The organism is Niameybacter massiliensis (assembly GCF_001282685.1).
In the GTDB taxonomy this organism is placed as follows: domain Bacteria; phylum Bacillota; class Clostridia; order Lachnospirales; family Cellulosilyticaceae; genus Holtiella; species Holtiella tumoricola.
In genome coordinates, this window is sequence record NZ_LN875035.1 from 2,811,946 (window position 1) to 2,834,209 (window position 22,264).

General features: G+C 33.5%; 19 protein-coding genes. 6 read left to right on the top strand and 13 right to left on the bottom strand.

Features of this window, described 5'->3' with window-relative positions; all coding sequences use genetic code 11:
• Positions 1–45: 45 nt before the first annotated feature.
• From bioD to BN2390_RS18880, 8 genes are all read right to left on the bottom strand, one after another.
• A complete protein-coding gene (gene bioD / locus BN2390_RS18845; protein WP_053985838.1) occupies positions 46–738 on the bottom strand; it encodes a dethiobiotin synthase in 693 nt (230 codons plus the stop codon).
• Positions 731–1,699 (bottom strand): biotin synthase BioB, encoded by a 969-nt coding sequence (gene bioB / locus BN2390_RS18850; RefSeq protein ID WP_053985839.1) that lies wholly within the window; start codon positions 1,697–1,699, stop codon positions 731–733. Before bioB ends, bioD begins: the two co-directional genes overlap by 8 nt.
• Before the next feature lie 20 nt (positions 1,700–1,719).
• Positions 1,720–2,295, bottom strand: coding sequence for a biotin transporter BioY (locus BN2390_RS18855; RefSeq protein WP_053985840.1), 576 nt, complete (start codon positions 2,293–2,295; stop codon positions 1,720–1,722).
• 70 nt (positions 2,296–2,365) lie between these two features.
• Positions 2,366–3,154 carry a response regulator transcription factor gene (locus BN2390_RS18860; RefSeq protein ID WP_053985841.1) on the bottom strand — a complete coding sequence of 263 codons (789 nt, stop codon included), beginning with the start codon at positions 3,152–3,154 and terminating at the stop codon, positions 2,366–2,368.
• Between the two features lie 40 nt (positions 3,155–3,194).
• Positions 3,195–4,859 carry a sensor histidine kinase gene (locus BN2390_RS18865; RefSeq protein ID WP_053985842.1) on the bottom strand — a complete coding sequence of 555 codons (1,665 nt, stop codon included), beginning with the start codon at positions 4,857–4,859 and terminating at the stop codon, positions 3,195–3,197.
• A 147-nt stretch (positions 4,860–5,006) separates the two neighbouring features.
• Positions 5,007–6,662: an ABC transporter permease gene (locus tag BN2390_RS18870; RefSeq protein ID WP_053986373.1), complete on the bottom strand. Its 1,656-nt coding sequence runs from the start codon at positions 6,660–6,662 to the stop codon at positions 5,007–5,009.
• Positions 6,663–6,669: 7 nt separating this feature from the next.
• Entirely contained in the window at positions 6,670–7,788 is a 1,119-nt protein-coding gene (locus tag BN2390_RS18875; protein ID WP_053985843.1) for an ABC transporter ATP-binding protein, read from the bottom strand.
• A 97-nt stretch (positions 7,789–7,885) separates the two neighbouring features.
• Positions 7,886–8,899, bottom strand: a complete 1,014-nt coding sequence (locus BN2390_RS18880) for an ABC transporter substrate-binding protein (protein WP_053985844.1) — start codon at positions 8,897–8,899, stop codon at positions 7,886–7,888.
• Between the two features lie 233 nt (positions 8,900–9,132).
• On the opposite strand from BN2390_RS18880, the gene BN2390_RS18885 reads away from it, so the two are divergent.
• Positions 9,133–11,115 carry a methyl-accepting chemotaxis protein gene (locus tag BN2390_RS18885; RefSeq protein WP_053985845.1) on the top strand — a complete coding sequence of 661 codons (1,983 nt, stop codon included), beginning with the start codon at positions 9,133–9,135 and terminating at the stop codon, positions 11,113–11,115.
• Positions 11,116–11,213: 98 nt separating this feature from the next.
• Here BN2390_RS18885 and BN2390_RS18890 read toward each other — a convergent pair whose 3' ends face one another.
• From BN2390_RS18890 to BN2390_RS18910, 5 genes are all read right to left on the bottom strand, one after another.
• Positions 11,214–12,161 (bottom strand): calcium/sodium antiporter, encoded by a 948-nt coding sequence (locus tag BN2390_RS18890; RefSeq protein ID WP_053985846.1) that lies wholly within the window; start codon positions 12,159–12,161, stop codon positions 11,214–11,216.
• 260 nt (positions 12,162–12,421) lie between these two features.
• Positions 12,422–13,390 carry a siderophore ABC transporter substrate-binding protein gene (locus BN2390_RS18895; RefSeq protein WP_053985847.1) on the bottom strand — a complete coding sequence of 323 codons (969 nt, stop codon included), beginning with the start codon at positions 13,388–13,390 and terminating at the stop codon, positions 12,422–12,424.
• Positions 13,391–13,417: 27 nt separating this feature from the next.
• Positions 13,418–14,170, bottom strand: a complete 753-nt coding sequence (locus BN2390_RS18900; RefSeq protein WP_053985848.1) for an iron ABC transporter ATP-binding protein — start codon at positions 14,168–14,170, stop codon at positions 13,418–13,420.
• Positions 14,167–15,120, bottom strand: a complete 954-nt coding sequence (locus BN2390_RS18905; protein WP_053985849.1) for an iron chelate uptake ABC transporter family permease subunit — start codon at positions 15,118–15,120, stop codon at positions 14,167–14,169. Before BN2390_RS18905 ends, BN2390_RS18900 begins: the two co-directional genes overlap by 4 nt.
• Positions 15,110–16,030, bottom strand: a complete 921-nt coding sequence (locus BN2390_RS18910) for an ABC transporter permease (protein ID WP_053985850.1) — start codon at positions 16,028–16,030, stop codon at positions 15,110–15,112. Before BN2390_RS18910 ends, BN2390_RS18905 begins: the two co-directional genes overlap by 11 nt.
• Before the next feature lie 190 nt (positions 16,031–16,220).
• Here BN2390_RS18910 and BN2390_RS18915 point away from each other — a divergent pair, with 190 nt between their 5' ends.
• The 5 genes from BN2390_RS18915 (at position 16,221) to BN2390_RS18935 (ending at position 22,144) form a co-directional block, all read left to right on the top strand.
• The gene (locus tag BN2390_RS18915) at positions 16,221–17,012 is read left to right on the top strand and encodes a helix-turn-helix domain-containing protein (RefSeq protein ID WP_053985851.1); all 792 of its coding nucleotides are present in this window, start codon (positions 16,221–16,223) and stop codon (positions 17,010–17,012) included.
• Between the two features lie 79 nt (positions 17,013–17,091).
• Complete coding sequence (locus BN2390_RS18920; protein WP_053985852.1) at positions 17,092–18,432, top strand: MATE family efflux transporter; 1,341 nt, start codon at positions 17,092–17,094, stop codon at positions 18,430–18,432.
• Between the two features lie 166 nt (positions 18,433–18,598).
• Positions 18,599–19,846 (top strand): MFS transporter, encoded by a 1,248-nt coding sequence (locus BN2390_RS18925; protein ID WP_053985853.1) that lies wholly within the window; start codon positions 18,599–18,601, stop codon positions 19,844–19,846.
• Between the two features lie 12 nt (positions 19,847–19,858).
• Positions 19,859–20,953 (top strand): ArsR/SmtB family transcription factor, encoded by a 1,095-nt coding sequence (locus tag BN2390_RS18930; RefSeq protein WP_053985854.1) that lies wholly within the window; start codon positions 19,859–19,861, stop codon positions 20,951–20,953.
• Positions 20,954–21,031: 78 nt separating this feature from the next.
• Complete coding sequence (locus BN2390_RS18935) at positions 21,032–22,144, top strand: DEAD/DEAH box helicase (protein ID WP_053985855.1); 1,113 nt, start codon at positions 21,032–21,034, stop codon at positions 22,142–22,144.
• Positions 22,145–22,264 lie beyond the last annotated feature (120 nt).

The window sequence follows — 22,264 nt, forward strand, 5'->3', positions numbered from 1 at the left end:
ATTCATTTTTTATTTAAATGAGTTTATTAGCATGAGCTCATCTAGCTAACTATATAGTTCAAGAAGCTTCTCTATATCTAACTCAGCTTGCTTCTCTTTGCATTTCATTCTTGGAATAGTTGCTATAACCTCCACTTTACTTAGACGTTCTATCATTTGCCTATTATCCTCATGTAATCTATTACCTATTTCATACTCATTAAGAATAATCCCTTTAATAGGTATTCCTAATTGTCTGATATAAGCAACTGTTAGTATGGTATGATTGATTGTTCCAAGTCCTGCACGTGCTACAATCACCACTGGAAGTTCTAATAACTTTATAATATCTTCTAACAAAATCACTTCTGTATCACTTACTTGAATAGGACAAATAATACCGCCACTTCCTTCAACAGTAATATACTCATATCTTTTAGAGAGCGCCTCATAATCTCTTTTGATCTTATCAAGTTTAATAGGTCTTCCTTCTATTTGTGAAGCAAGATGAGGAGAAACTGCTGTTTCAAAAGTATAGGAAACACATCTATCATATTCTTCCTCTATACCTGCTCTTGTCAAAACTTCCTTTGCATCACCTGGTATAAGCTTACCATCCTCATAATAACCACCACTTAAAGCTGCCTTATAATATCCTACTTGTATACCCTGTTTTCTAAGTGCCTCTACCATCAGACTGGTTACAAAAGTCTTTCCCGCATCGGTATCTGTTGCTGTAATAAATATTCCTTTACTCATCTAACTTCACCTCATACTCTAATCCTTCTAATAGTTTAAAGTCATCTTGAATGGTATTACCACATGTCGTAAGTAAGTTTCCACTAATCGTGGCATTGGCACCACCTTTAAAAGCATACCTACCTGCATCAGTTAACTGACTTCTACCTCCAGCTAAACGGATTTTAGCATCTGGATGAATAAATCGATAGATGGCTATGGTTTTTAAAACTTCTTCTTCTGCAATAGGCCTGATCCCTTCTAACGGTGTACCTGGAATTGGAACAAGAACATTAATAGGAATAGACTTTACTTCTAATGCCCTTAAGTCAAATGCCATATCTATACGATCTTCTAAAGTTTCTCCCATTCCAAATAAGCCTCCGCTACACACTTCCAATCCCACTCTTTTGGCTGCTTGTAATGTCTCTAGTTTATCCTCGTATGTATGTGTTGAACAAATAAAAGGAAAATAGCGTCTAGAAGTTTCTAAGTTATTATGATAACGCCTTACACCACTTGCCTTTAACTTCTTCATGTCCTCTTCTCCTAAAAGTCCATGAGAAGCGCAAAGTGAAATCCCCACTTTTGTATGTATTTGTTCATATATAGGAATAATAGCTTCCATATCTTTTTGATTTAAACGTTTACCTGAAGTCACAATGGAATAACGAAGTACACCTTCATCCTTATGTTCTTTACCATCTCTTAAAAATGTAGCTGCCTCTTGTAGAGGATATACCTCTGCTATTCCCTTATAGTGAGCTGATTGAGCACAGTACTTACAGTCTTGTGAACAAGCTCCACTTTTCCCATTAATAATCGCACACATATCAAAACTGTTCCCACAATGCTTTAATCTAATTTCATCTGCATACTGACTCAGTATAGGTTGAGGATACTGCATGAGCTTCATTGCTTCATCTTTTGTTACTTTGTAACCTTCTAATACCTTATCTTTAATTGCTGTAAGCCAATCCATCTTCTGACCTCCTAAAGTTATTATGCCACTGCTCTCATCTTCCTAAGAATAGGAATAAGTTTGGTACCAACTACTGCTGTTACAGCACATAGAAGTATATCACCAGGTGCACAAATAATTGCACCACCCCATACTGCACTCCAAAGTCCCATTTCATTTCCTATGTAAAAGTTATAAATGGCATACATGTAGATTACACCCAATACATACACCACTAATAATCCTACTAATGAAGCTATAAATAAATTTTTAAAGTTAACTGTTTTTAAGTATTCCATGCATTTCCCAATCACATAAGCCCCTACTATAAAGCCTATTAAATATCCAAATGTAGGTTTAAGTATATAGTGAAATCCACCACCTTCTGTAAAAATAGGAATACCTACTAACCCTACTAAAACATAAATAAGTTGAGATAATCCACCTATTTTAGCACCTAATAATACACCTGCTAGTGCACTAAATAGAAATTGTAGCGTAAAAGGTACTAGTGGTGGTGGTAATGGTATTTTAATAAATGCTCCTATAGCTGTTAATGCTGCAAATAATCCACATAATGTTAACGTTCTTGCATTAAATTGCTTAGTATTTTCCATATTTTTTTGCCTCCTTTAGTTTAAAAATAAGTTAACATACAAAAAAATATAAGTCAACTTAATTTTGCATTTAAGTTGACTTATATTTTTGATTCATAAATTCTTTTGGCGAAAGTCCTACCCATTTTTTAAATACTGTACAAAAACTCTTATACTCAGAAAAACCTACCTTTTCAGCAACTTCATAAATCTTATATTCATGACTTAAAAGTAACTCTGTTGCTTTTTGAATACGATAGCCATTTAAAATTTCTCCAAAGGTATGACCTGTTACTTGTTTAAACTTTCTACTCAAATAGCTACTACTAATTCCCATTTCATCTGCTATCAATTCAATACTTAAATGTCCGGTATATTCTTGCGCAATCATTTCTAATACTTTCTCAACTTGAGGTTGGGTCCCCTTTGCCTGCTCTAATAAAATGGCTGGGTTATAGAGTCTCTCTTGTTCTTTCGCTAATTGTTTAATATCTTGAATTTGACCCTTTTCTTCAATTTTTTGTCTCAGACGTGTTAATGCACTTTTTAGATTCTCCTCATCTACAGGTTTTAAAAGATAGTCAAAAACTTGTAACTTAATTGCTTGTTTCGCATATTCAAATTCCTCGTAACTAGTAAGTAAAATACTTTCAAAATCATGTATCTTCTTCCCTTTTCTAATCATCTCTATCCCATCCATTACAGGCATACGAATATCTGTAATTACAACATCTGGAAGATATTCCTCAATAAGTTCTAGCCCTTCTTGCCCATCACTTGCTTCTCCTACTATTGAGCATCCCATCTCTAGCCAATCTATTGTGCTTATAAGCCCTTTACGAATAATCCACTCATCTTCTACAATTATTATTTTTAGCATCTTTGTTCCCCCTACTACCTTGCTGCAGTCTCCTTAAATCTTATGAGTTCAAAAGTGGTAGTGTAATTTTAATAACTGTCCCTTCATCAAGTTGACTAATAATACTTAATCCATATTGCTCTCCATACATCAATTGTATACGTCTATGCACATTATATAATCCTATATGTTGATTGCCCTTCGTATGTAAAATTTCATTAATACTTGCTACCTTCCCAGCACTCATTCCCTTTCCATCATCATAGACCACAATAACTAGTTGTTCCTCTACTGCACGTATGGAAATCTTAATGGTAAGCTTCTTTTGGTTATTAAAGCCATATTTAATTGCATTTTCAATGAGTGGTTGTATAGTTAGTTTGGGTACTTTATAAATCTCTGCTTGATCATAGACATCTATAGAATATGCAAAACGTTCATGAAATCTAAATTGTTGAATTTCTAAGTAACTTCTTGTATAACCAAGATCCTCTTCAATAGTTACCTCCGAAAGGCCTCCATTAATGCTATAACGCAAAATAGATGATAGATTCAAAATGATTTTATAAGCAGTCTCTTGATCTAGTTTCATGGTATACCTTAACATTTCTAACGTATTAAATATGAAGTGAGGATTAAACTGACTTTCTAATTGTTTAATTTCTGATTGAATACTGTGGCGTGCCTTTTCTTTATTCAGTTCGATTAAAGCTTTAATGTCCTCTAACATTTGGTTATAAGCAGTTGCAATAAATTCAAATTCATCTTGTGTTTTTATGTCTAAATAAGTTTCTAAGTTACCCCTTTGGACTTCCTCAATTCCTTTTACAATCTTATCAATTACCTTTGTTTTATCATTAGCCACCTTCTTTGCCGCAAAAGATAGAGCACCTAATAATACAATAATCATAATAAGTAAGAACAAAAAGCCCATTCTTAATAAATCATCTAAGAAACCTATAAATGAAATCGTATAAACATATAAATTTTCTTGAAAAAGTGTAGATCTTGATATATAGACATCATTATCTATTAGTTTTAAATATCCCGTTTCATCTGCTAAGTCATTCCTGACTTTGCCGTTTTCATTTTTAAAGCTCTCATTGGTCGTAAGAATAATATTTTTATGCCTGTCTGTAATCATGATATTATACTGACTATTTTTCCCTACCATATTCTTTAGGCTATCTTCCTTAATGTCAAATACAATAAAGCCTACTATTTCTTCACCTTGGGTAATCGCCTTGCCTATAGAAAGAATCGTAAACTTATCATGTCCTAAGTAAGTTCTATTTGGCATAGTCCATGCTGTATCAGGCTCGAGTCTCATCTTCTTAAAAATCCCCCAATTATAAGTCTGTGTACTATATTCAGGAATTAACGTTGTATTACTCATAAGAATTTTATAGTCTGTATCAAAAATATAAAAGTTACATTGTAACTCTCTTTGGCGCATGAACGTATAAATATCTTCATACCATTTCTTCTCGTCTAAATGACTTATCTCTTTATTTAAAAGGTCTGCCAACTCCTCTGCCTTTATCTCATAAAAGTTTAATTCACTTTCTAGTTGACTTGCTAATACTTGTGTATTTTGCTCATTTCTTTTGGTTTGAGCAATATAACTCATACTATATAAAAAGATATAGCACCCTACACATAATAAAAGGGTTGGAATCAATGCATAAACAAAGAAAGACCTTCTTATCTGTTCACTAAAACGCATTCATCCCACCCCTTATTAACTTATTCACATTTTAAATACTGTCATTCTACTTTTTGCTAACGAGTTATGCACATACTACACATTATTTTGTTAATTATTTATTATTTTCTATTAAATTTTAACACATTTTCTTTTTATCCACAATCCTTAAAGACTAACCTCTTTACTTCCAGATAACTTAAAGAATATGAGTAAAGAAATAACTGTCGTTAAAGTTAGAATTGTAGATAGCGCTGCTGCTGTTCCATAACTGGCCCTTATAACTTCCGTATAAATTGCAACAGACATAGTCCTTGTAGAACCCGTATATAAAATAACAGAAGAACTTAACTCATTAATAACTGTAATCCAACTTAAAATAGCACCAGATAATACCCCTGGTAGCATCATCATCGCTGTGATTTTGAAAAAAGTCTTGACTGGTGAGGAACCTAAACTAATAGAAGCCTCCTCCATACTTGGACTAATCTGATAAAGAATAGCCGATGAAGACCTTAATGTGTAGGGCAAACGTCTAATGACAAAAGCCACAATCATAATCATAGCTGTTCCACTTAGTAGAAGGGGCTTGCTGTTAAATGCAAGCAATAATGTAATACCTATAACAGAACCCGGAATAATATAAGGGAACATGGTAACTGTATCAATAAATCCTGTAAAAATATTACGTCTTCTTGTTGAAAGATAAGCTATAAACATCCCTAATAATATAATAATCACAATTGCTACTAGCCCAAATAGATAAGTATGAGTAATACTATCACCAAGCTTATTGAAAACTTTAATATAGCTATCAAAGGAGAACTCTTTTACAAACATAGAACCCTTAGTCTTTAAGAAAGACGTGTAGATCACTGTAAGCTGAGGAATAATAGATAAGAATACAACAAAATAGATAAACAAATGCATAAGAACATTTTTATAACCTTTTAATGCTTTAGGTTGAATAGGTCTTAAAGAACTCATGACAAAAGATTTCTTATTTACAATATACTTCTGCCCTAAGAAAAGAACGGCAGTAATCAAAACCATGATTGTTGCCATTGCTGCTGCAAAATTACCATTCCCCCCCATCTCACCTACAAACTCTGAATAGATAAGAACAGGCATAACATTGTATCCTTCTCCAATAAGCATTGGCGTACCAAAGTCTGCTAATGCATTCATAAAAACTAATAGTGCGCCTGATAAAAGGGTAGGTAATATAAGAGGCATAATAATGGTTACCACTTTCTTCACTGCACTACATCCTAAACTTTCTGCTGCTTCACTTAAAGACACATCTATTTTCTTTAAAGCACCGGAGACATAAAGATAAATAAAAGAATATAACTTTAAAGTAAAGACAAGTACAATCCCATTAAAACCATAAATAGTTGGTATTTGTATATTAAAAACTTGGTTAAAGAATTGTGTAATCACACCACTACGTCCACATAAAACAACCCAAGAATAGGCCCCAATAAACGGTGGTGATAGCATAGAAATAATAATCAATATTTCCATCAAACCTTTTAACTTTACTTTATAAGAAGTCATAAAATATGCCATTGGTACACCTATGAGTACTGCACACACAGTAGCACAGGTCGTTACTGCAAAACTATTAAATAACCCTTGATAATAATATTTCTTAGTGAAAAACCGACTAAAGTTCGCTAGACTCCAAGCTCCCGTTGCTGGATCTTTAAAGCTACTTATAAGCAATGAAAATAATGGATAAATTAGAAAAAGGGCAAAGAGCAGAAAGATGATAATGGTAATCACTGACCAAAAATCCCATTTTATTTTTAAGCGTTTCACCTTTGTTTCATTCATATCTTTTCACATCCTTAATGAGACTCTTCTCACCATCTGCTGTAAACACATTCATCTTTTTGGCATTCGGTACCAGATGTACCTTCTCCCCTACATCATAGATACATGTTGCATGCCCAATATCTTGTGAAACTTCTACTGGTGGTAAATTAGGTACAATCATCTTCTCCTCAACTTCTACTTGATACGTGTTATATTTCCCGAGAAAAGTACTTGTATGAATCGTTGCACTTAATCCATCTTCTGCAAATTTAAATTCTTCTGGTCTTACTGCAATACATACTTCTTGCCCATTTTCAACTGTATCTAACAAATTATCCATCTCAACTTCATATCCATCATTAAAGACTACAAAGGTATGCCCTTCAAAGCACTTGATATGTCCTTTAAATAAATTGGAAGAACCTATAAAAGTTGCTACAAATTGATTATAAGGTCTTGTATAGAGTGTATGAGGCCTATCAATTTGTTGGATAACCCCATCCTTCATAACCGCAATACGATCTGAAATAGAAAGTGCCTCTTCTTGATCATGAGTAACATAAACCGTTGTAATCCCTACTTCTTTTTGAATTTCCCTTATAGCTGAACGCATTTCAATACGTAATTTGGCATCTAAGTTAGAAAGAGGTTCATCCATCAGAAGTACACTGGGATGGATCACTATTGCACGTGCAAGTGCAACACGTTGCTGTTGCCCACCTGATAATCTTTCTGGTAAACGTTCTTGATAATCACGAATCTTAACAACATCTAAAATATGATCAACTTTTTCTTTGATTTCTGCTTTATTAAGTTTACGTAATTTCAAGCCATACTCTACATTTTCTCTAACTGTCATATGTGGGAAGATAGCATAGTTTTGAAATACCATTCCAATATTACGCTTATGCGCTGCAACATCATTAATACGTTTTTTGTCAAAATAAATGGAACCATCTTCTATGGAATTAAATCCTGCTATCATACGTAATAGAGTGGTCTTGCCACATCCGGAAGGTCCAAGTAATGTAAAGAATTCTCCGTTTTTTACTTCTACTGATAAATCTGGAATAATAGTCGTTTCCCCAAACTTTTTAACTACATTTTGAATTGTAATAGCAACACTCATGGAATCCCCTCTTTTCTACGTTAAAAAGGGCTATCGCAAAAGCCGCCCTGCTCATCTTGGGAGAAGGCATTTTTACGATGGCCCCTTTGCCTAAACATTATTTTGTATAGATTTCTTTGAAACGATCAAGCCATACTTGTTTATTAGAGTTAACTACATTAATATCATCTTCAATGACCTTAATATTTTCATAAGGTTCAAGACCTTTTCCACCTGTAATATCACTACGTACAGAACGTCTATTAAGTTCTTCAGTAATCATTGTTTGAGCATCTTTGCTTGTTGCAAAATCTACAAAAGCTTTAGCATTGTCCATATTCTTGCAGTTTTTGATAATATAGATTCCATCTGGTTTAACAATCGTTCCTTCTTCCATGTAAACTACTTTTACAGGAGCGCCTGAATTAACATATTTAGCAGCACCTTCTTCAAATGTAAGCCCTACTGGATATTCACCATCTGCTACACCTTTATAAACAGCTGATGAACCTGAAAGTAATGTATTGTTTGTATTCTCCATGAATTTCTCTACATAGTCCCAACCTTGTTCTGGGTCACCATTGCCCATTGCATAAAGCATATTTACTAGGTGCTCAAAAGATGAGGAAGATTTAGCTGGATCAGCCATTGCAATTTTACCTTTAAGTGCTGGATTTAGTAAGTCTTCATAACCATTAACTTCAATATCCCCAATAATATTTGTGTTAATCATAATAACACTCGGTACAGCAGTAAAGCGTGTCATATTACCTTCTACATTCTTATAAGCATCTAAAATAGCTTCTTCATTAACAGAGGTATAAGGTTCAAAATAATCCTTAATAGGTTCTACTGTTGTGATTGTTCCTCCCCAAAGAATATCACCTAGTGGATTATCCTTTTCAGATTCTACACGCTTCATAAGCTCTCCAGTCCCAGCAGCAATTACTTCTACAGATACACCTGTTTCAGCCTCAAATTCAGCTACAAGTGGATCAATAAATTCAAGTGGATGAGGGCAGTATACAACTAAGTCTCCTCCCTTTGCTTCTGCCCCACCAGAAGCTTTAGCACAGCCACCTAAAGATAATGCCATTGTAAGGGCCATCAAACCTGCTACTAATTTCTTCATATAAAATCCCCCTTCATTCTTAACGCTTACTTATACTTATATCCTATCATTTTTATCATTTTTTTCTATCCTTATATCTTTTTATTTATACTTAATACTGAACAATTTAACAACATTTACTAACTCATATAAATAACATATAATATAAGATAGTATTTAACATCATATTTTCAATACGCTTGAAAAGAAATATTTCGATTTTACTTATAGAACTACATCAAGGAGAACTCAATATGAATACTAAAAAACGAATACCTATTCAAAGAGCAATCTTACAGATTTCTCTCACCTCAATTATTATTACTAGCTTAATTTTATCTGGAATGTTTATCACCTACACTATTAAGTCTAGCCAAGCTTTACTGAATAACACAATGGAAAGCTTTAATACTAGTGTTTTAAAAGAGATTAATGCACCCATTGAACAAGCTACACAAGTTCTACAAAATATAAAAGATACGCCTATTATTAAATCTTGGAATGGTTCAGATAAAGCAGTACAAGATCTAATGAAATTTTTCAATCAAATTTTAGCTCAATACCCTCAATTTACCCATATCTATGTAGGTTTTGAATCTAAACAAATGATTGCCACAGGCTCTGTGCCACCAGGCTTTGATCCAACAACTCGTCCTTGGTATCAAGAAACTAAAAATGTTAATCACTTAACAGTTAGCAAACCTGCAATAGATGTGGCTACGAATCATCTTGTAGCTTCTATCAGTGCCCCTATTACTACTATGAACGGTGTCTTTAATGGTGTAATTGGTGTAGACGTGGACCTCTATACTCTGGATGACATTATTAAGGAGCAATTAGACAGCCTTCTCTTTAAAGAAAGCAAAGTCTTTGCCTATTCAAATGATTTAATGGTTGTTGCTTCTTCTGAAGAGGATATTATTGGAGCAAATTTGAACGATTTAATTCCTAACTTCTCACCTGATCTTGATGAAATTGAAATGGATGGAACAACTTATTTAACAACAGCTACACAAGATCAAGCAGGCTATCAACTTATTACACTTGCTCCTAAAAACTTAGTGTATGGTTTTGTCTTTAAAGAAATGTTCATGGTTTCTGCTGTTGTACTTATCATTCTTATTGTTGCTTCTTTACTTATTACATTCTTTACAAGAAGGTTAGTTAAACCTATAGAAGTAATGGCTAGTGTTATGAACGCAGCCAGAGAAAAAGACTTAACTAAACGTGTAGATACCAATACTATTCCTATTCAAGAGTTATTCCTTGTGTCTGAGAATGTTAACCTCTTAATGGATAGTATGACTGCACTTATTGATACACTTAGTCATTCTTCAGAAACGCTAGCTTCTGATACACATTTTGCTCAAACAGCTATCAAGGAAAATTGTATAACCTGTGAAGAAATTGCTTCAGCCGTTACACATATTGCTGAAGGTGCAACAGCTCAGACAATGGCTACTCAAGAAAGCATTGCTATTTCACAAGAATTACATAGTTGTATTCAATACAGTGTTGAACAAACAACACAGATGTTACGCTCTTCTTCCTTAGTAACTGAAGCTATTGGCGATGGTGTCAATCATGTAAGTTTACTAGAAAAAGCTTTTGAAAATAATAAAGTTACCTTAGCATCTCTTCAGACACAAAGTGTAACGATTGATGATAACTCTAATAAAATCCAAAATATTGTAGGTACTATCCAACAAATTGCTGCTCAAACTAATCTTCTCGCCCTAAATGCCTCTATAGAGGCCGCACGTGCTGGTGAGTCTGGACGAGGATTTGCAGTGGTTGCAGAAGAAGTACGTAAACTAGCAGAAACTTCTTCTCATTTTGCTTCTGAAATTGAAATGATTGTTTCTGAGAATATTAAAAATGTTAAACTTCTCAATCACCATGTTGAATCTTTCCTTACTTCACAGCATACTATGCAAGAACATGGTTTAAATACAAGCAAAAGCTTTGATAACATTCAGCATAGTATTGAAGATATGGACAAAGTTATCAATGACATTGCACAACAAATTCATGTCATTGATCAAGGTAAAAATACTTTAGTAGAAAAAATTGAGCAAGTAGCTAATGTTGCTACAAATGCAGCAAGTGCTACAGAAGAAGTCAGTGCCTCTACTGAGGAGCAGGTAACTGCCCTAGAAAATATAATTAAAGGCACCACACATATTGTTGAACTTGCAAATGATTTTAAAACTATTACAGATGAATATCATATCTAAATAAATTAAAAGGGATGTATTGAAATGACTAAGTCATTTCAATACATCCCTTTACTTATAAACAAATATTAATATATATACCTAACTTTACTACATTATTATCTCACAATAATATAAGCCATATATGCTACATAAGTTGCTACAAGAATGCCACCTTCAACTTTATTAATACGTTTACTCATAGCAAAGAAGTAAGTTACAACTGTAATAACAATCATAATAAACATATCTGTAAAGATTGCACCACCCAGTTCAATTGGATTAATCGTTGCAGATACTCCTAAAATAAGGAAGACATTGAATATACAAGAACCAATAACGTTACCTAATGCAATATCACTTTCACCTTTTCTTGCCGCTACAATAGATGTAACAAGTTCAGGTAATGATGTTCCTACTGCAATAATTGTAAGACCTACTAATGTTTCACTCATTCCCCATGCAAGAGCAATATTGGTTGCACTATCTACAACAATATCTCCACCAATAACAATCCCTGCAATACCACCTAATGAAAATACAATGCCTTTCCAAAGAGGCATGCCTTCTATTTCTTCTTCCTCTTCACCATTTGCTCTAGCTTGAAGAGCAACTTCAATTAAATAGTACATAAAAATACCAAAGAAGATGAGTAACATGATTCCATCTGTACGAGATAATATATTAGCTGATCCACTTCCTAATACTGTATCTATTGCCATAATGAATAATGCTATTCCAGCAAGAATTGTAAATGGGAATTCTTTAACTAAAATAGACTTTTTAACAACTAAAGGACAAATCATAGCGGATACCCCAACTACCATTAAAACGTTAAAGATGTTTGATCCAACTACGTTCCCAACAGCAATACCGTTTTGTCCTTTCATAGCTGATGTAATACTTACTGCAAGCTCTGGAGCACTTGTTCCAAAAGCTACAATTGTTAAACCGATAATAAGTGCAGGTACTTTTAATGTTTTAGCAATAGAAGATGCACCATCTACGAAGAAATCAGCACCTTTAATTAAAAGTACAAAACCAATTAATAATAAAATATAATCCATCGCCTTATCCCTCCTGTTTCCTCTTTAAGTCAAGTAGCATAAAAAAACCTTCAGAATAATAGGTAGCACAAAGCTAGCTTATTATTCTGAAGGTCTTGCATCAAGATCGTTCTTGTTAATTAACCGAGTACCAACTTGGTACTGTCATGACGACTAATTATCACTATAAATAGTGTAGCTACTCCCCTTCAAGGTGTATAAAGTTGTCTACACGTTATTATAGCATATTTTCTTGGTTTCGCAATATTAATCCTTTCGCATTATTGAATCTTGGCACCAATTGCTGTTGCAATATCTTCTAACATAAGTTGTGTAGAAGTAAATCCACCACCTGATAAATACCATGGCTCAGGACTTAAGTATACAATTTGTCCTTTTTCATAAGCTTGTGTCTTTTTGACAAGTTCATTTTCAATAATTTCTTTAGCAGGTGTTGCATCGCCCATAATGGCTCCTCTATCAAGGACAAATAAGAATTCTGGGTTTTTCTCTAAAATATATTCAAATGAAATCGTTTGTCCATGTGTTGCATCTTCTAATGTTGTATCAACATTGCCAAATCCTAAATCATTAATGAATGAGAAACGTGAGTTGTTTCCATATGCATTAACTGATCCATCATTTACAAGTGTAATAAGAGCATTTGCATCTTCTTCTTTTACCTTTTCAGCTACAATAGCCATATTTTCTTCTAATGCTTGTAATTTTACTTCAACTTCTTTTTCTACACCAAAAAGTTCACCAACAAGTGTCATGTTATCTCTAAATGAATTAATGTACTGTGTATTGTCTATTGCCATAGAAATAGTAGGTGCAATCTCACTTAATTTTTCATATAAACTTGCTTGTCTACCACCAATGATAATAAGGTCTGGTTGTACGCCATAGATTTTTTCCATATCTGGTTCTTTTACTGAACCTACATTTACAATATCTTCTGTGTTAAAACCTTCAAGATATGATGTTAAACTATCTGTTGGGACTGCTGCAACAACTTCTTCTAATCCAAGTTCTTGAAGTGCATCTAAAATACCAAGTTCAAATACAACAACTTTTTTAGGATTTTTAGCTACAGGAGTTTCTCCTAAAGTATGTGTTACTGTTAAAATTTCAGCTTCATCTCCTGCTCCTTCTACTGAGGCTGTGCCTCCCATACCTTTTAATGCTACAAATCCTGCTATTATAAGGAGAATAATACCTCCTACAATTATCCCTACTTTTTTATTCATTCTAAATCCCTCTTTTCTTTCTTTTTATTAATAATACACACAGATGTTTTGTCCATTCAGACTATGAATGTCAAAATTCATCTCATAAATTTCTTCTAAAACTTGTTTTTTGATAATTTCTTCTGTTTTACCTGCTGCTGCTACACGACCTTTTTTAAAAGCAACAATATAATCAGAATAGCAAGAAGCAAAGTTTATATCATGCATAACGATAATCACGGTCTTACCTAACTCATGAGCTAACTTTCTAATGACTTGCATCATTTTTACTGAATGGTGCATATCCAGATTATTAAGAGGTTCGTCTAATAAAACATATTCTGTATCTTGGGCAATAACCATTGCAATATAAGCACGTTGTCTTTGGCCCCCACTTAATTCATCTAAATATTTATGTTCTATATCTGTAAGCTCCATATAATGAATTGCCTCATCTATTTGCTTTTCATCTTCTGGTGTCAAACGACCTGCAGAATGTGGGAATCTCCCAAAGCTTACGAGTTCTCGAATAGTGAGCTTAAGGTGATGATGATTAGATTGCTTAAGTATAGCTAACTTTTTCGCTAAGTCGTTGCTCTTATAGGCTTCTAGTGCTTGTCCATCTAACATAACTTCACCATTATCTCTAGCAATGAGTCTTGTAATCATTCCAAGCACTGTACTTTTACCAGCTCCGTTAGGGCCAATAAAGGATGTTACTTGACCTTTTGGGATAGTTACAGAGACCTCTTCTACTACTGTTTGTTTGCCGTATTTTTTTATGAGGTTTAATATTTTCATGTTTGTTTACTCTCCTTCAATAAAAGGTAGATAAAGTACAGACCACCTATTAAATTCACAACTACACTTAAAGTTGTTGTAAAGCCTAATACTTGTTCAACAATCAACTGCCCATAAAGTAAGGTAATACCGCCAAGCATCATTGAACCTAGTATTAAATAACTATGTTTATACGTCTTTAAAATTTGTCTTGCCACATTTACAACTAATAGCCCAAGGAAAGTAATCGGTCCAATTAAAGCGGTTGAAATGGAGATAAGGATAGTAACAACCACTATTAATTTTTTCACAATCCTATCATAATCAACCCCTAAGTTAATTGCATGGTCTCTTCCTAATGTCATAACATCTAAGTATTTTAAGTCATCCCATACAAACGGAATGAGTAAAAGCATAATAATAATTGCTATAGTAAGAATAGATGTATGTATGTTATTAAAACTGGCAAATAAATTATTTTGCAAAGCTAAAAATTCATTTGGATCAATTACACGTTGCATAAAGGATGATAGGCTTCCAAACAAAGTTCCAAAGATCATCCCCACAAGAAGTAAGAACATGACATCGCCTTTACCTCTTTCAAAAAGCACTTTATATAGTGCAACTGAAGCAAAGATCATAGCAGTTAAAGCAATCATAAAATTATATTGTTTGTTAACAATAAGTGGACTAGTTGAACCTAGTACAAAAACGATAAAGGTTTGAACTAATACATAAAGGGAATCTAGCCCTAATATACTTGGTGTTAAAATATGATTATTACTGATGGTTTGAAACACTACTGTTGCACCACCTATACAAAAGGCACTAAGTAGCATTGCAAATACTTTAGGAATACGATTTTTCATGGCATAGTCAAAATATGACCATTCCACTCCCACAAAGAGGAATAATACAATGCCAACGATGAGTAACCCTGTGAGCCAACCTATTTTACGTTTAGCTTGCATAGTTTTTCCTCCTTAAAATTAAATATAAAAAGATAACGCTTCCCACTACACCTACTGTAAGTCCTATTGAAATCTCATAAGGATAAATCACAATACGCCCTACTATATCACAAGCAAGTAAAAATACTGCTCCAATTAATGCTGTATCAATAAGCGTTCCTTTTATACGATCACCTTTATAAAGCGAAACAATATTAGGAACAATAAGTCCTATAAAAGGAATGCTTCCAACTGTAATAACAACACTTGCTGTTACCAGTGCTACAACACCTAATCCCATATATAAAATACGGTTATAGTTCACCCCTAAGTTGGTTGCAAAGTCTTCACCCATACCAGCAATATTAAAATGATTTGCATAGATGAATGCAATCATTACAAGTGGTATACAAAGATAAAGCATCTCATAGTTTCCTTTTAAAATCATAGAAAAATCACCTTGCATCCAAGCGCTTACATTTTGCATAATGTCATACTTATAAGCAATAAAAGTGGTAATAGATCCAATAATATTCCCAAACATAATCCCTACTAATGGAACAAACACTACATTTTTGAAGGTTATTTTACGAATAATAACCATAAATGTTACTGTACCAACAAGTGAAAAAATAAATGCCATCCCTGTTTTAAAAGCTATTGTTGCACCTGGTATCATAACCATTGCAATAACTATTCCTAACTGTGCAGCATCTATTGTCGCACCAGTTGTAGGTGATACAAATTTGTTGCGACTTAATTGTTGCATGATAAGTCCACTAATACTCATTCCCACTCCTGCCATAATCAAACTCACAAGACGTGGCAAACGACTAATAATGAATACATCTGTGTTTAAACTGGTAGCACCAATCAAAAGTGATGCTAAAGATAATGTAATCATAAGTATAATTAATAGAAAACGTTTCATTATTTTGTTCCGTCTCTTTCGATATTGATAATTCTTTTCACTTAGTGAGTATACACTTAGTTGATAACTATTGTCAATAAATTTTTAAGAATAATTATCATTTACAGCTTTGCTTGCAATTTTTTTCTTGTTTTTGTATTCTAAAATCAAAAGTTTTACTTAAAATTAAAGCCTAAATTTGAGGTGAATGATGAAACATTATTTAATTGGAGATGTGGCAAAGCTCCTACCTATAAGTAAAGATACGCTACGCTATTATGATAAATTAGGGCTTGTGAGTCCAAAAAAGTCTACACAAAATAATTATCGTTACTATACAAAGGAAGACCTTCTTACACTGACTTATGTTCTCGTTTTAAAGGATCTAGAATTACCATTAGAAGAAATCAAATTACTCATATGTAATAATTCTCTAGAAAGTTTCAAGCAGCTTCTAGAAAGACAAGAACAAATTATAGACTTACGTCTTGCAAAGTTACAACATCTAAAATCTAAGCTACACTATTTCAAAGAAGATATTGAAAAGGTACCTCAGCATTTTAGAAAAATCGATTGTATTATGAGCCCTTCTTTTGTTTATAAGACCCTATCTTCAGAGTTTGACCCTAATTATTCGAATATTATGACTGAAATGGAAGAGGCCCCTTATATTAAGGCCCCTGTATTTTCTGCTCTTATTTCAAAAGATACCTTTTCTACTAACAATCAATTTGACTTATTAGTTGTAAGCGGTCTTGCTGATGAACAAAGATTTTATCACTATCCTAAAAACTATAGTTATCTCAAGCCCACTTTATGTCTTCGTACAATTTTAACTATTGGTGAAACCATTTTAGAAGAAGATTTTGAACTTATTCGTAACTATTTAGAAAAGCATGAACTGACTCTAAACGGTGATATTCTTGCTCGTTGTATTGCCTTTGAGCATCATGATGAATTACCTGTTGAATACTATGAAGTTTTCATTCCCATTAAAAATTAGCAAAAAAACCTTGACCTTAGACTTACTCCAAGGTTTATTCTATTAAGATGAGCAAAATTTTTTAAAAGGGGGTTATCAGATGGATCATACTTTAGAACTTGGAACCGAACGCATCGGGAAACTCTTCTTGAAATATTCAATTCCTAGTATTATTGCTATGCTTTTCTTCTCTATATACATAGTGATGGATGGCATTTTCGTAGGGCAAGCAGTAGGGCCTAGTGCCTTAGCTGCTATTAATATAGCTATGCCATTTTTCAGTGTAGCCATGGCTATTAGTATTATGGTTTCTGCTGGTGCAAATACTATTGTTGCTATTGAACTGGGTCAAGGGCATGCAGATAAAGCTTGCAAAACTTTTAGTTTAGCTTTTTATACATTAATGGCTTTATCTATTACCGTTTCACTCATTACAATTATTTTCTTAGAACCTATTTGCCGTGCCTTAGGTGCAACAGATGAACTTATGCCTATGGTTAAAGAATACCTGGTTATTCTTTGTATCTTTGTTCCTGTATTTACAGGTGGTGGCTTACTTGCAAACGGTATTCGTAATATGGGTAAACCTAATTATTCTATGTTTTGTAATGTTATTGGTTCTGTCTTAAATATTGTATTTGACTATGTATTTGTTATGGTACTTGGCATGGGAGTCTTTGGTGCTGCATTTGCATCAGGACTGGCTTTTATGGTTTCATTCCTACTTGCTTTCTTCCCATATTTCAAGAAATCTAACATTCTTCATTTCACTAAATGTACAATAGATATTAAGAAAATTGGACGTTTCTTCTATAATGGTTCTTCCGAGGCATTAACAGAAGTTGCCGTTGCTTTTTCAACTTATATTTTCAATATTGTACTTTTAAAACAAATAGGTGAAGTAGGTGTCTCTGCTTTTTCTATTATCACTTATGTAACATCATTAGTTGTTGCACTTCTTCTAGGAATTGCAACAGGTATTGCACCGATTACAGGCTATAACTATGGTGCTAACAATAGTGAGAGAATTATTGCACTGAATCGTTTAGCCTTTAAGGTTATGCTCGTTATTGGAATTATTTGTACAGGTGGACTCTTCTTATTTGGAAAACCACTTATTTTACTCTTTGCACCAAATGATCCTGAGCTTATTGAGATGACTGTATGGGCTACTAAACTTTATGGTTTAGCCTTCCTCATCAACGGTATCAACATTTTAGGTTCTGCATACTTTACTGCACTAGAAGATGCCAAAACATCCGCTCTTATCTCTTTCCTTAGAGGAATGGCTTTCATTATCGTAGGTATTGTCTTCCTTCCTTCTATACTAGGAGAAGCAGGTATTTGGCTTACAGTATTCTTTAGTGAAGCAGTTACTTTAGTCTACACCTTATACCTCTTTAGACGATCATTTAAACAACTTCAAACTGAAGAATCTTAAATCACTTGATTCACATAAAAACTAGGGATATTGCCTAATGCAATATCCCTAGTTTTTTATTCTATCTATGCCTTTTCACCAAAATCTAAATTTAAATTTGACTATCATCTAAATTTATTTTATACTCATCACATAATATTAGATATTCATCTAAAGGAGTGTTTTTATGAACATCAATAATTCTTACAAAGCATTAAAAGGTGAAAAGGAATATTGGAAACTTTTCATCGCACATAATATTAGCCGTTTCGGAGATTCTGTAGATGCCATTGCATTTAGCTGGATGGCCTATGAAATTACAGGTTCTGCTAGCTGGTTAGCTATTATCATGGGGATTAATGCTATCCCTACTATTCTTTTTCAGCCACTCGCTGGTGCACTTGTTGAACGCATCAACAAAAAAATGCTTATGGTTCTTACAGACTTTGGTCGTGGTTTACTCGTTCTTCTCATTGCTATGCTTTTCTTATTTGGAGAACTCTCCCCTTGGACCCTTGCCATATGTACTTTCTTAATGTCAACTTTAGAAGCCTTTGGCTTACCTGCAAGTATGGCAATCTACCCTAAAATTATTTCTAAAGAGAAGTACACCGTTGCCACTTCTTTGAATCAGTCGGCATCCCAAGTCTCTCAAATTATTGGTATGGCGTTAGCTGGTGTCATCATTGGCTTTGGGGGAACTAGCGGTGCTCTCGTTGTAGATGCTATTACCTTCTTCTTATCAGGTCTTATTCTTTGCTTCTTAAAAACGAAAAACGATGTAGATACTTCTAATAAAAGTACAATTAACTTTTCAAGCTATAAGAAAGACTTCCAAGAAGGGCTTACATATTTTAAAGGTCATAAGCTTATCCTCATTATCTGCGCTATTGGGAGCTTTATGAATGTTGTTATCTTCCCCATTGGATCTTTACAAGCTGCCTATATCAATGAAAGTCTACAACTAGATGCTATTGCTCTCTCGGTAGCAAGTATTTCTTTAACCGTTGGTATGACAATGTGCTCTTATTTGTATCCTTTTATTAGTAATAAAGTTAAACGTTATAAGCTTTTTCTTTTCTCTTGGTTTATTATGATGATTTTATTTGTTGGACTTTTTATTAATGGACCACATCTTCCACTTTGGCTTATTTGGGGACTCTTAATCCTTCTTCTTTTCCTCGTTGGATGTTGCTGCTCTCTTATTAGCTTAGCGGTTAATGTATCTTTTATGGAACATGTTGAAGAAAACTATTTAGCACGTATTGGCTCTTTATTTAACAGTATGGTTATGCTAGCAACGCCTATTGGGTCATTCATTTTTGCAGGCATGGCAAAAGTGATGCATGTTAATCAAATCTTTCTATTTACTGGATTATTTGGTATGATACTCTTTATTATAATGTGTTTAAACAAAACTATAAGAGAATTATAAGAGGTGACATCATTGAACTATACCTTACACGAAACACTAAGTCCTATTTTAGAAGCTTACTTTGCACTTAACATGGTAGCAAATGGATCTAATCCTAAAGAAAAAGAAGCGCCACTTCTAAAAAATAATCCAGAGTTAAAAGCAGAATTTGATTCTATGATAGCATTGCCTTGTAAATTATATGACCTTGTAAAAGAACACTGCCCTTGTACCAAAGAACGTCTTCTCTTCTTTTTCAAACATTGGGAAGATCCTGGGCAATGTATTGCTAACCTTTTTCTCTATCCTTCATTAGATACTTCTTTTGAAGCTTTACAGATACATCTAAAGACATTATCGGATGATGAACGCTTTGAGTTTTTAAAACAAATTGTTTTACTTAGTACTTCTCTAGAAAATTTAAAAACTGATTTTAATGCCTTTACTTTAAAAACCGAAAGGGAACTGTTTCAATTTATAGAGCAATTAAGGCAACTTTCAGATTTAGAGAAATATCATATTACACTTGTTTATTATCAGTATGATACCTTGCTTACAGAATTGTACCAAGTGCTACAAGAAACCGCCCAACTTATTGCACCACTTCTAGAAGAAGCTAAGCCTCTCGTAAATACTTTTGTTACTGCTTTAGATGCAACACTTAAACAACAAGGTATAGACTATTTTAAAAATGCTTTGAATATTGCCTTACCACCTGATAGTAACATGATTATTTATCCTTCTCTTAGTGCCTATAATAGCCTTACCTTAGAAAACTTTCTAGGTGCTGGTGCTTATGATCATCTTGTCTTTGGCATTCATATTAGTAGATTAATAGAAATACGTAATGCTTATGTTAAGCAAGAAATGGATCTTACACCTTTTCTTAAAGCTATTGCCGACTCTAGTAAATTAGATATTTTACGCTACTTAAAAGAGGAACGTCTTTATGCAAGCCAGCTAGCTGAACGACTTGGTATTAGTAATGCAACCGTTTCTCATCATGTTTCAACATTACTCAGTTTAGAACTTATAAGCTGTGAAAAAGAACAAAATAAAGTCTACTTTATCTTAAATCAAACAAAGATTCATGATTATATTGATATTCTTAAATATCTTTTTGAGTAAACATGTCCTTTCCCTCATACACTATAATGTGTATAATAGGATTTAGTAAAATTTTTGAATCTAGGAGCATACACAACTATGGAAAATACATTTCAGGCCTTAGGCGTATCTGAAGAACTTATCAACGGCCTTTCAAAACAAAATATTACATCACCTATGCCAATTCAATCTTTAGTGCTACCAGTGGCTAAAGAAGGTAAAGATTTAATTGCTCAAGCACATACTGGAAGTGGCAAAACACTTGCCTTCTTACTTCCTCTTTTTGAGAAAATTAATCCATCTTTAAGACAAACACAAGCACTTATCTTAGCCCCTACTCATGAACTTGTTATGCAAATTCAAGAGCAAATTAGACTTCTTAATGAAGGATCTAATGCTGGCATTACTAGCCTAACCATTATGGGTGGTATGAATATTGAAAAACAAATTGAAAAGCTTAAAAAGAATAAACCACACATTGTTGTAGGTTCAACGGGTCGTATCTTAGACCTTATGAAAAAGAAAAAGATTACCGCTCATACCATTAAAACAATTGTTTTAGATGAAGCTGATAACCTTTTAGATAAAAATCAAAGTCACCCTATTAAAGATATTATTAAAGCAGTAATGAAAGATACTCAAATCATGCTCTTTTCTGCTACTATTAATCCTTTCACACTAACTAGTGCTAAAGAATTTATGAAAGAGCCTGTTATGCTTAATGCATGTACAGAAACGATTTTAAATCCAAACATTACTCATCTTTATACTGTAACTGAATTCCGTAAAAAGTTCGAAACACTACGTAAGATGATTAATATTCAAAACCCAACAAAGTCACTTGTATTCCTTAACAATAACCACGAAGTTGAAGTTGCTGTAGAAAAACTTAACTACCATGGCAAACTTGCTGGTGGCTTATATGGATCACAAACAAAAGAACAGCGTAAACAAACTTTAGACCAATTTAGAAGTGGTAAATTAGAAGTACTTGTATCTTCTGACTTATCTGCTCGTGGTTTAGATATCCAAGATATCACACATGTATTTAGCATGGATTTACCACCAAGTGCTCATGACTATCTTCACCGTGCAGGTCGTTGTGCACGAGGACATAACAAGGGGACTTCTCTTTCGATTCTGACACCAAGAGATTTAGCAACGGTTAAAGAATATGAGAAAAAACTTGGTATTAAAATGGAAGAAGTTTAGAAAAATATAAAAGGGGCCATAGATATGGTCCCTTTTTTTGTATAGTATGTTGAAAGCTACAGTCTTCTACTCATTAAAGCATAAACCATCTCTCAAACCAAGCGGCTCTAAAAAACAAAA

Excerpts from the sequence above, each read along its gene's own strand:
- BN2390_RS18875 (WP_053985843.1), bottom strand. The coding sequence starts at position 7,788 with ATGAGTGTTGCTATTACAATTCAAAATGTAGTTAAAAAGTTTGGGGAA.
- bioD (WP_053985838.1), bottom strand. The coding sequence starts at position 738 with ATGAGTAAAGGAATATTTATTACAGCAACAGATACCGATGCGGGAAAG.
- BN2390_RS18935 (WP_053985855.1), top strand. The coding sequence starts at position 21,032 with ATGGAAAATACATTTCAGGCCTTAGGCGTATCTGAAGAACTTATCAAC.
- BN2390_RS18860 (WP_053985841.1), bottom strand. The coding sequence starts at position 3,154 with ATGCTAAAAATAATAATTGTAGAAGATGAGTGGATTATTCGTAAAGGG.
- BN2390_RS18905 (WP_053985849.1), bottom strand. The coding sequence starts at position 15,120 with ATGCAAGCTAAACGTAAAATAGGTTGGCTCACAGGGTTACTCATCGTT.
- BN2390_RS18915 (WP_053985851.1), top strand. The coding sequence starts at position 16,221 with ATGAAACATTATTTAATTGGAGATGTGGCAAAGCTCCTACCTATAAGT.
- BN2390_RS18865 (WP_053985842.1), bottom strand. The coding sequence starts at position 4,859 with ATGCGTTTTAGTGAACAGATAAGAAGGTCTTTCTTTGTTTATGCATTG.
- BN2390_RS18920 (WP_053985852.1), top strand. The coding sequence starts at position 17,092 with ATGGATCATACTTTAGAACTTGGAACCGAACGCATCGGGAAACTCTTC.
- BN2390_RS18890 (WP_053985846.1), bottom strand. The coding sequence starts at position 12,161 with ATGGATTATATTTTATTATTAATTGGTTTTGTACTTTTAATTAAAGGT.
- BN2390_RS18885 (WP_053985845.1), top strand. The coding sequence starts at position 9,133 with ATGAATACTAAAAAACGAATACCTATTCAAAGAGCAATCTTACAGATT.
- BN2390_RS18925 (WP_053985853.1), top strand. The coding sequence starts at position 18,599 with ATGAACATCAATAATTCTTACAAAGCATTAAAAGGTGAAAAGGAATAT.
- BN2390_RS18910 (WP_053985850.1), bottom strand. The coding sequence starts at position 16,030 with ATGAAACGTTTTCTATTAATTATACTTATGATTACATTATCTTTAGCA.
- BN2390_RS18880 (WP_053985844.1), bottom strand. The coding sequence starts at position 8,899 with ATGAAGAAATTAGTAGCAGGTTTGATGGCCCTTACAATGGCATTATCT.
- BN2390_RS18855 (WP_053985840.1), bottom strand. The coding sequence starts at position 2,295 with ATGGAAAATACTAAGCAATTTAATGCAAGAACGTTAACATTATGTGGA.
- bioB (WP_053985839.1), bottom strand. The coding sequence starts at position 1,699 with ATGGATTGGCTTACAGCAATTAAAGATAAGGTATTAGAAGGTTACAAA.
- BN2390_RS18895 (WP_053985847.1), bottom strand. The coding sequence starts at position 13,390 with ATGAATAAAAAAGTAGGGATAATTGTAGGAGGTATTATTCTCCTTATA.
- BN2390_RS18900 (WP_053985848.1), bottom strand. The coding sequence starts at position 14,170 with ATGAAAATATTAAACCTCATAAAAAAATACGGCAAACAAACAGTAGTA.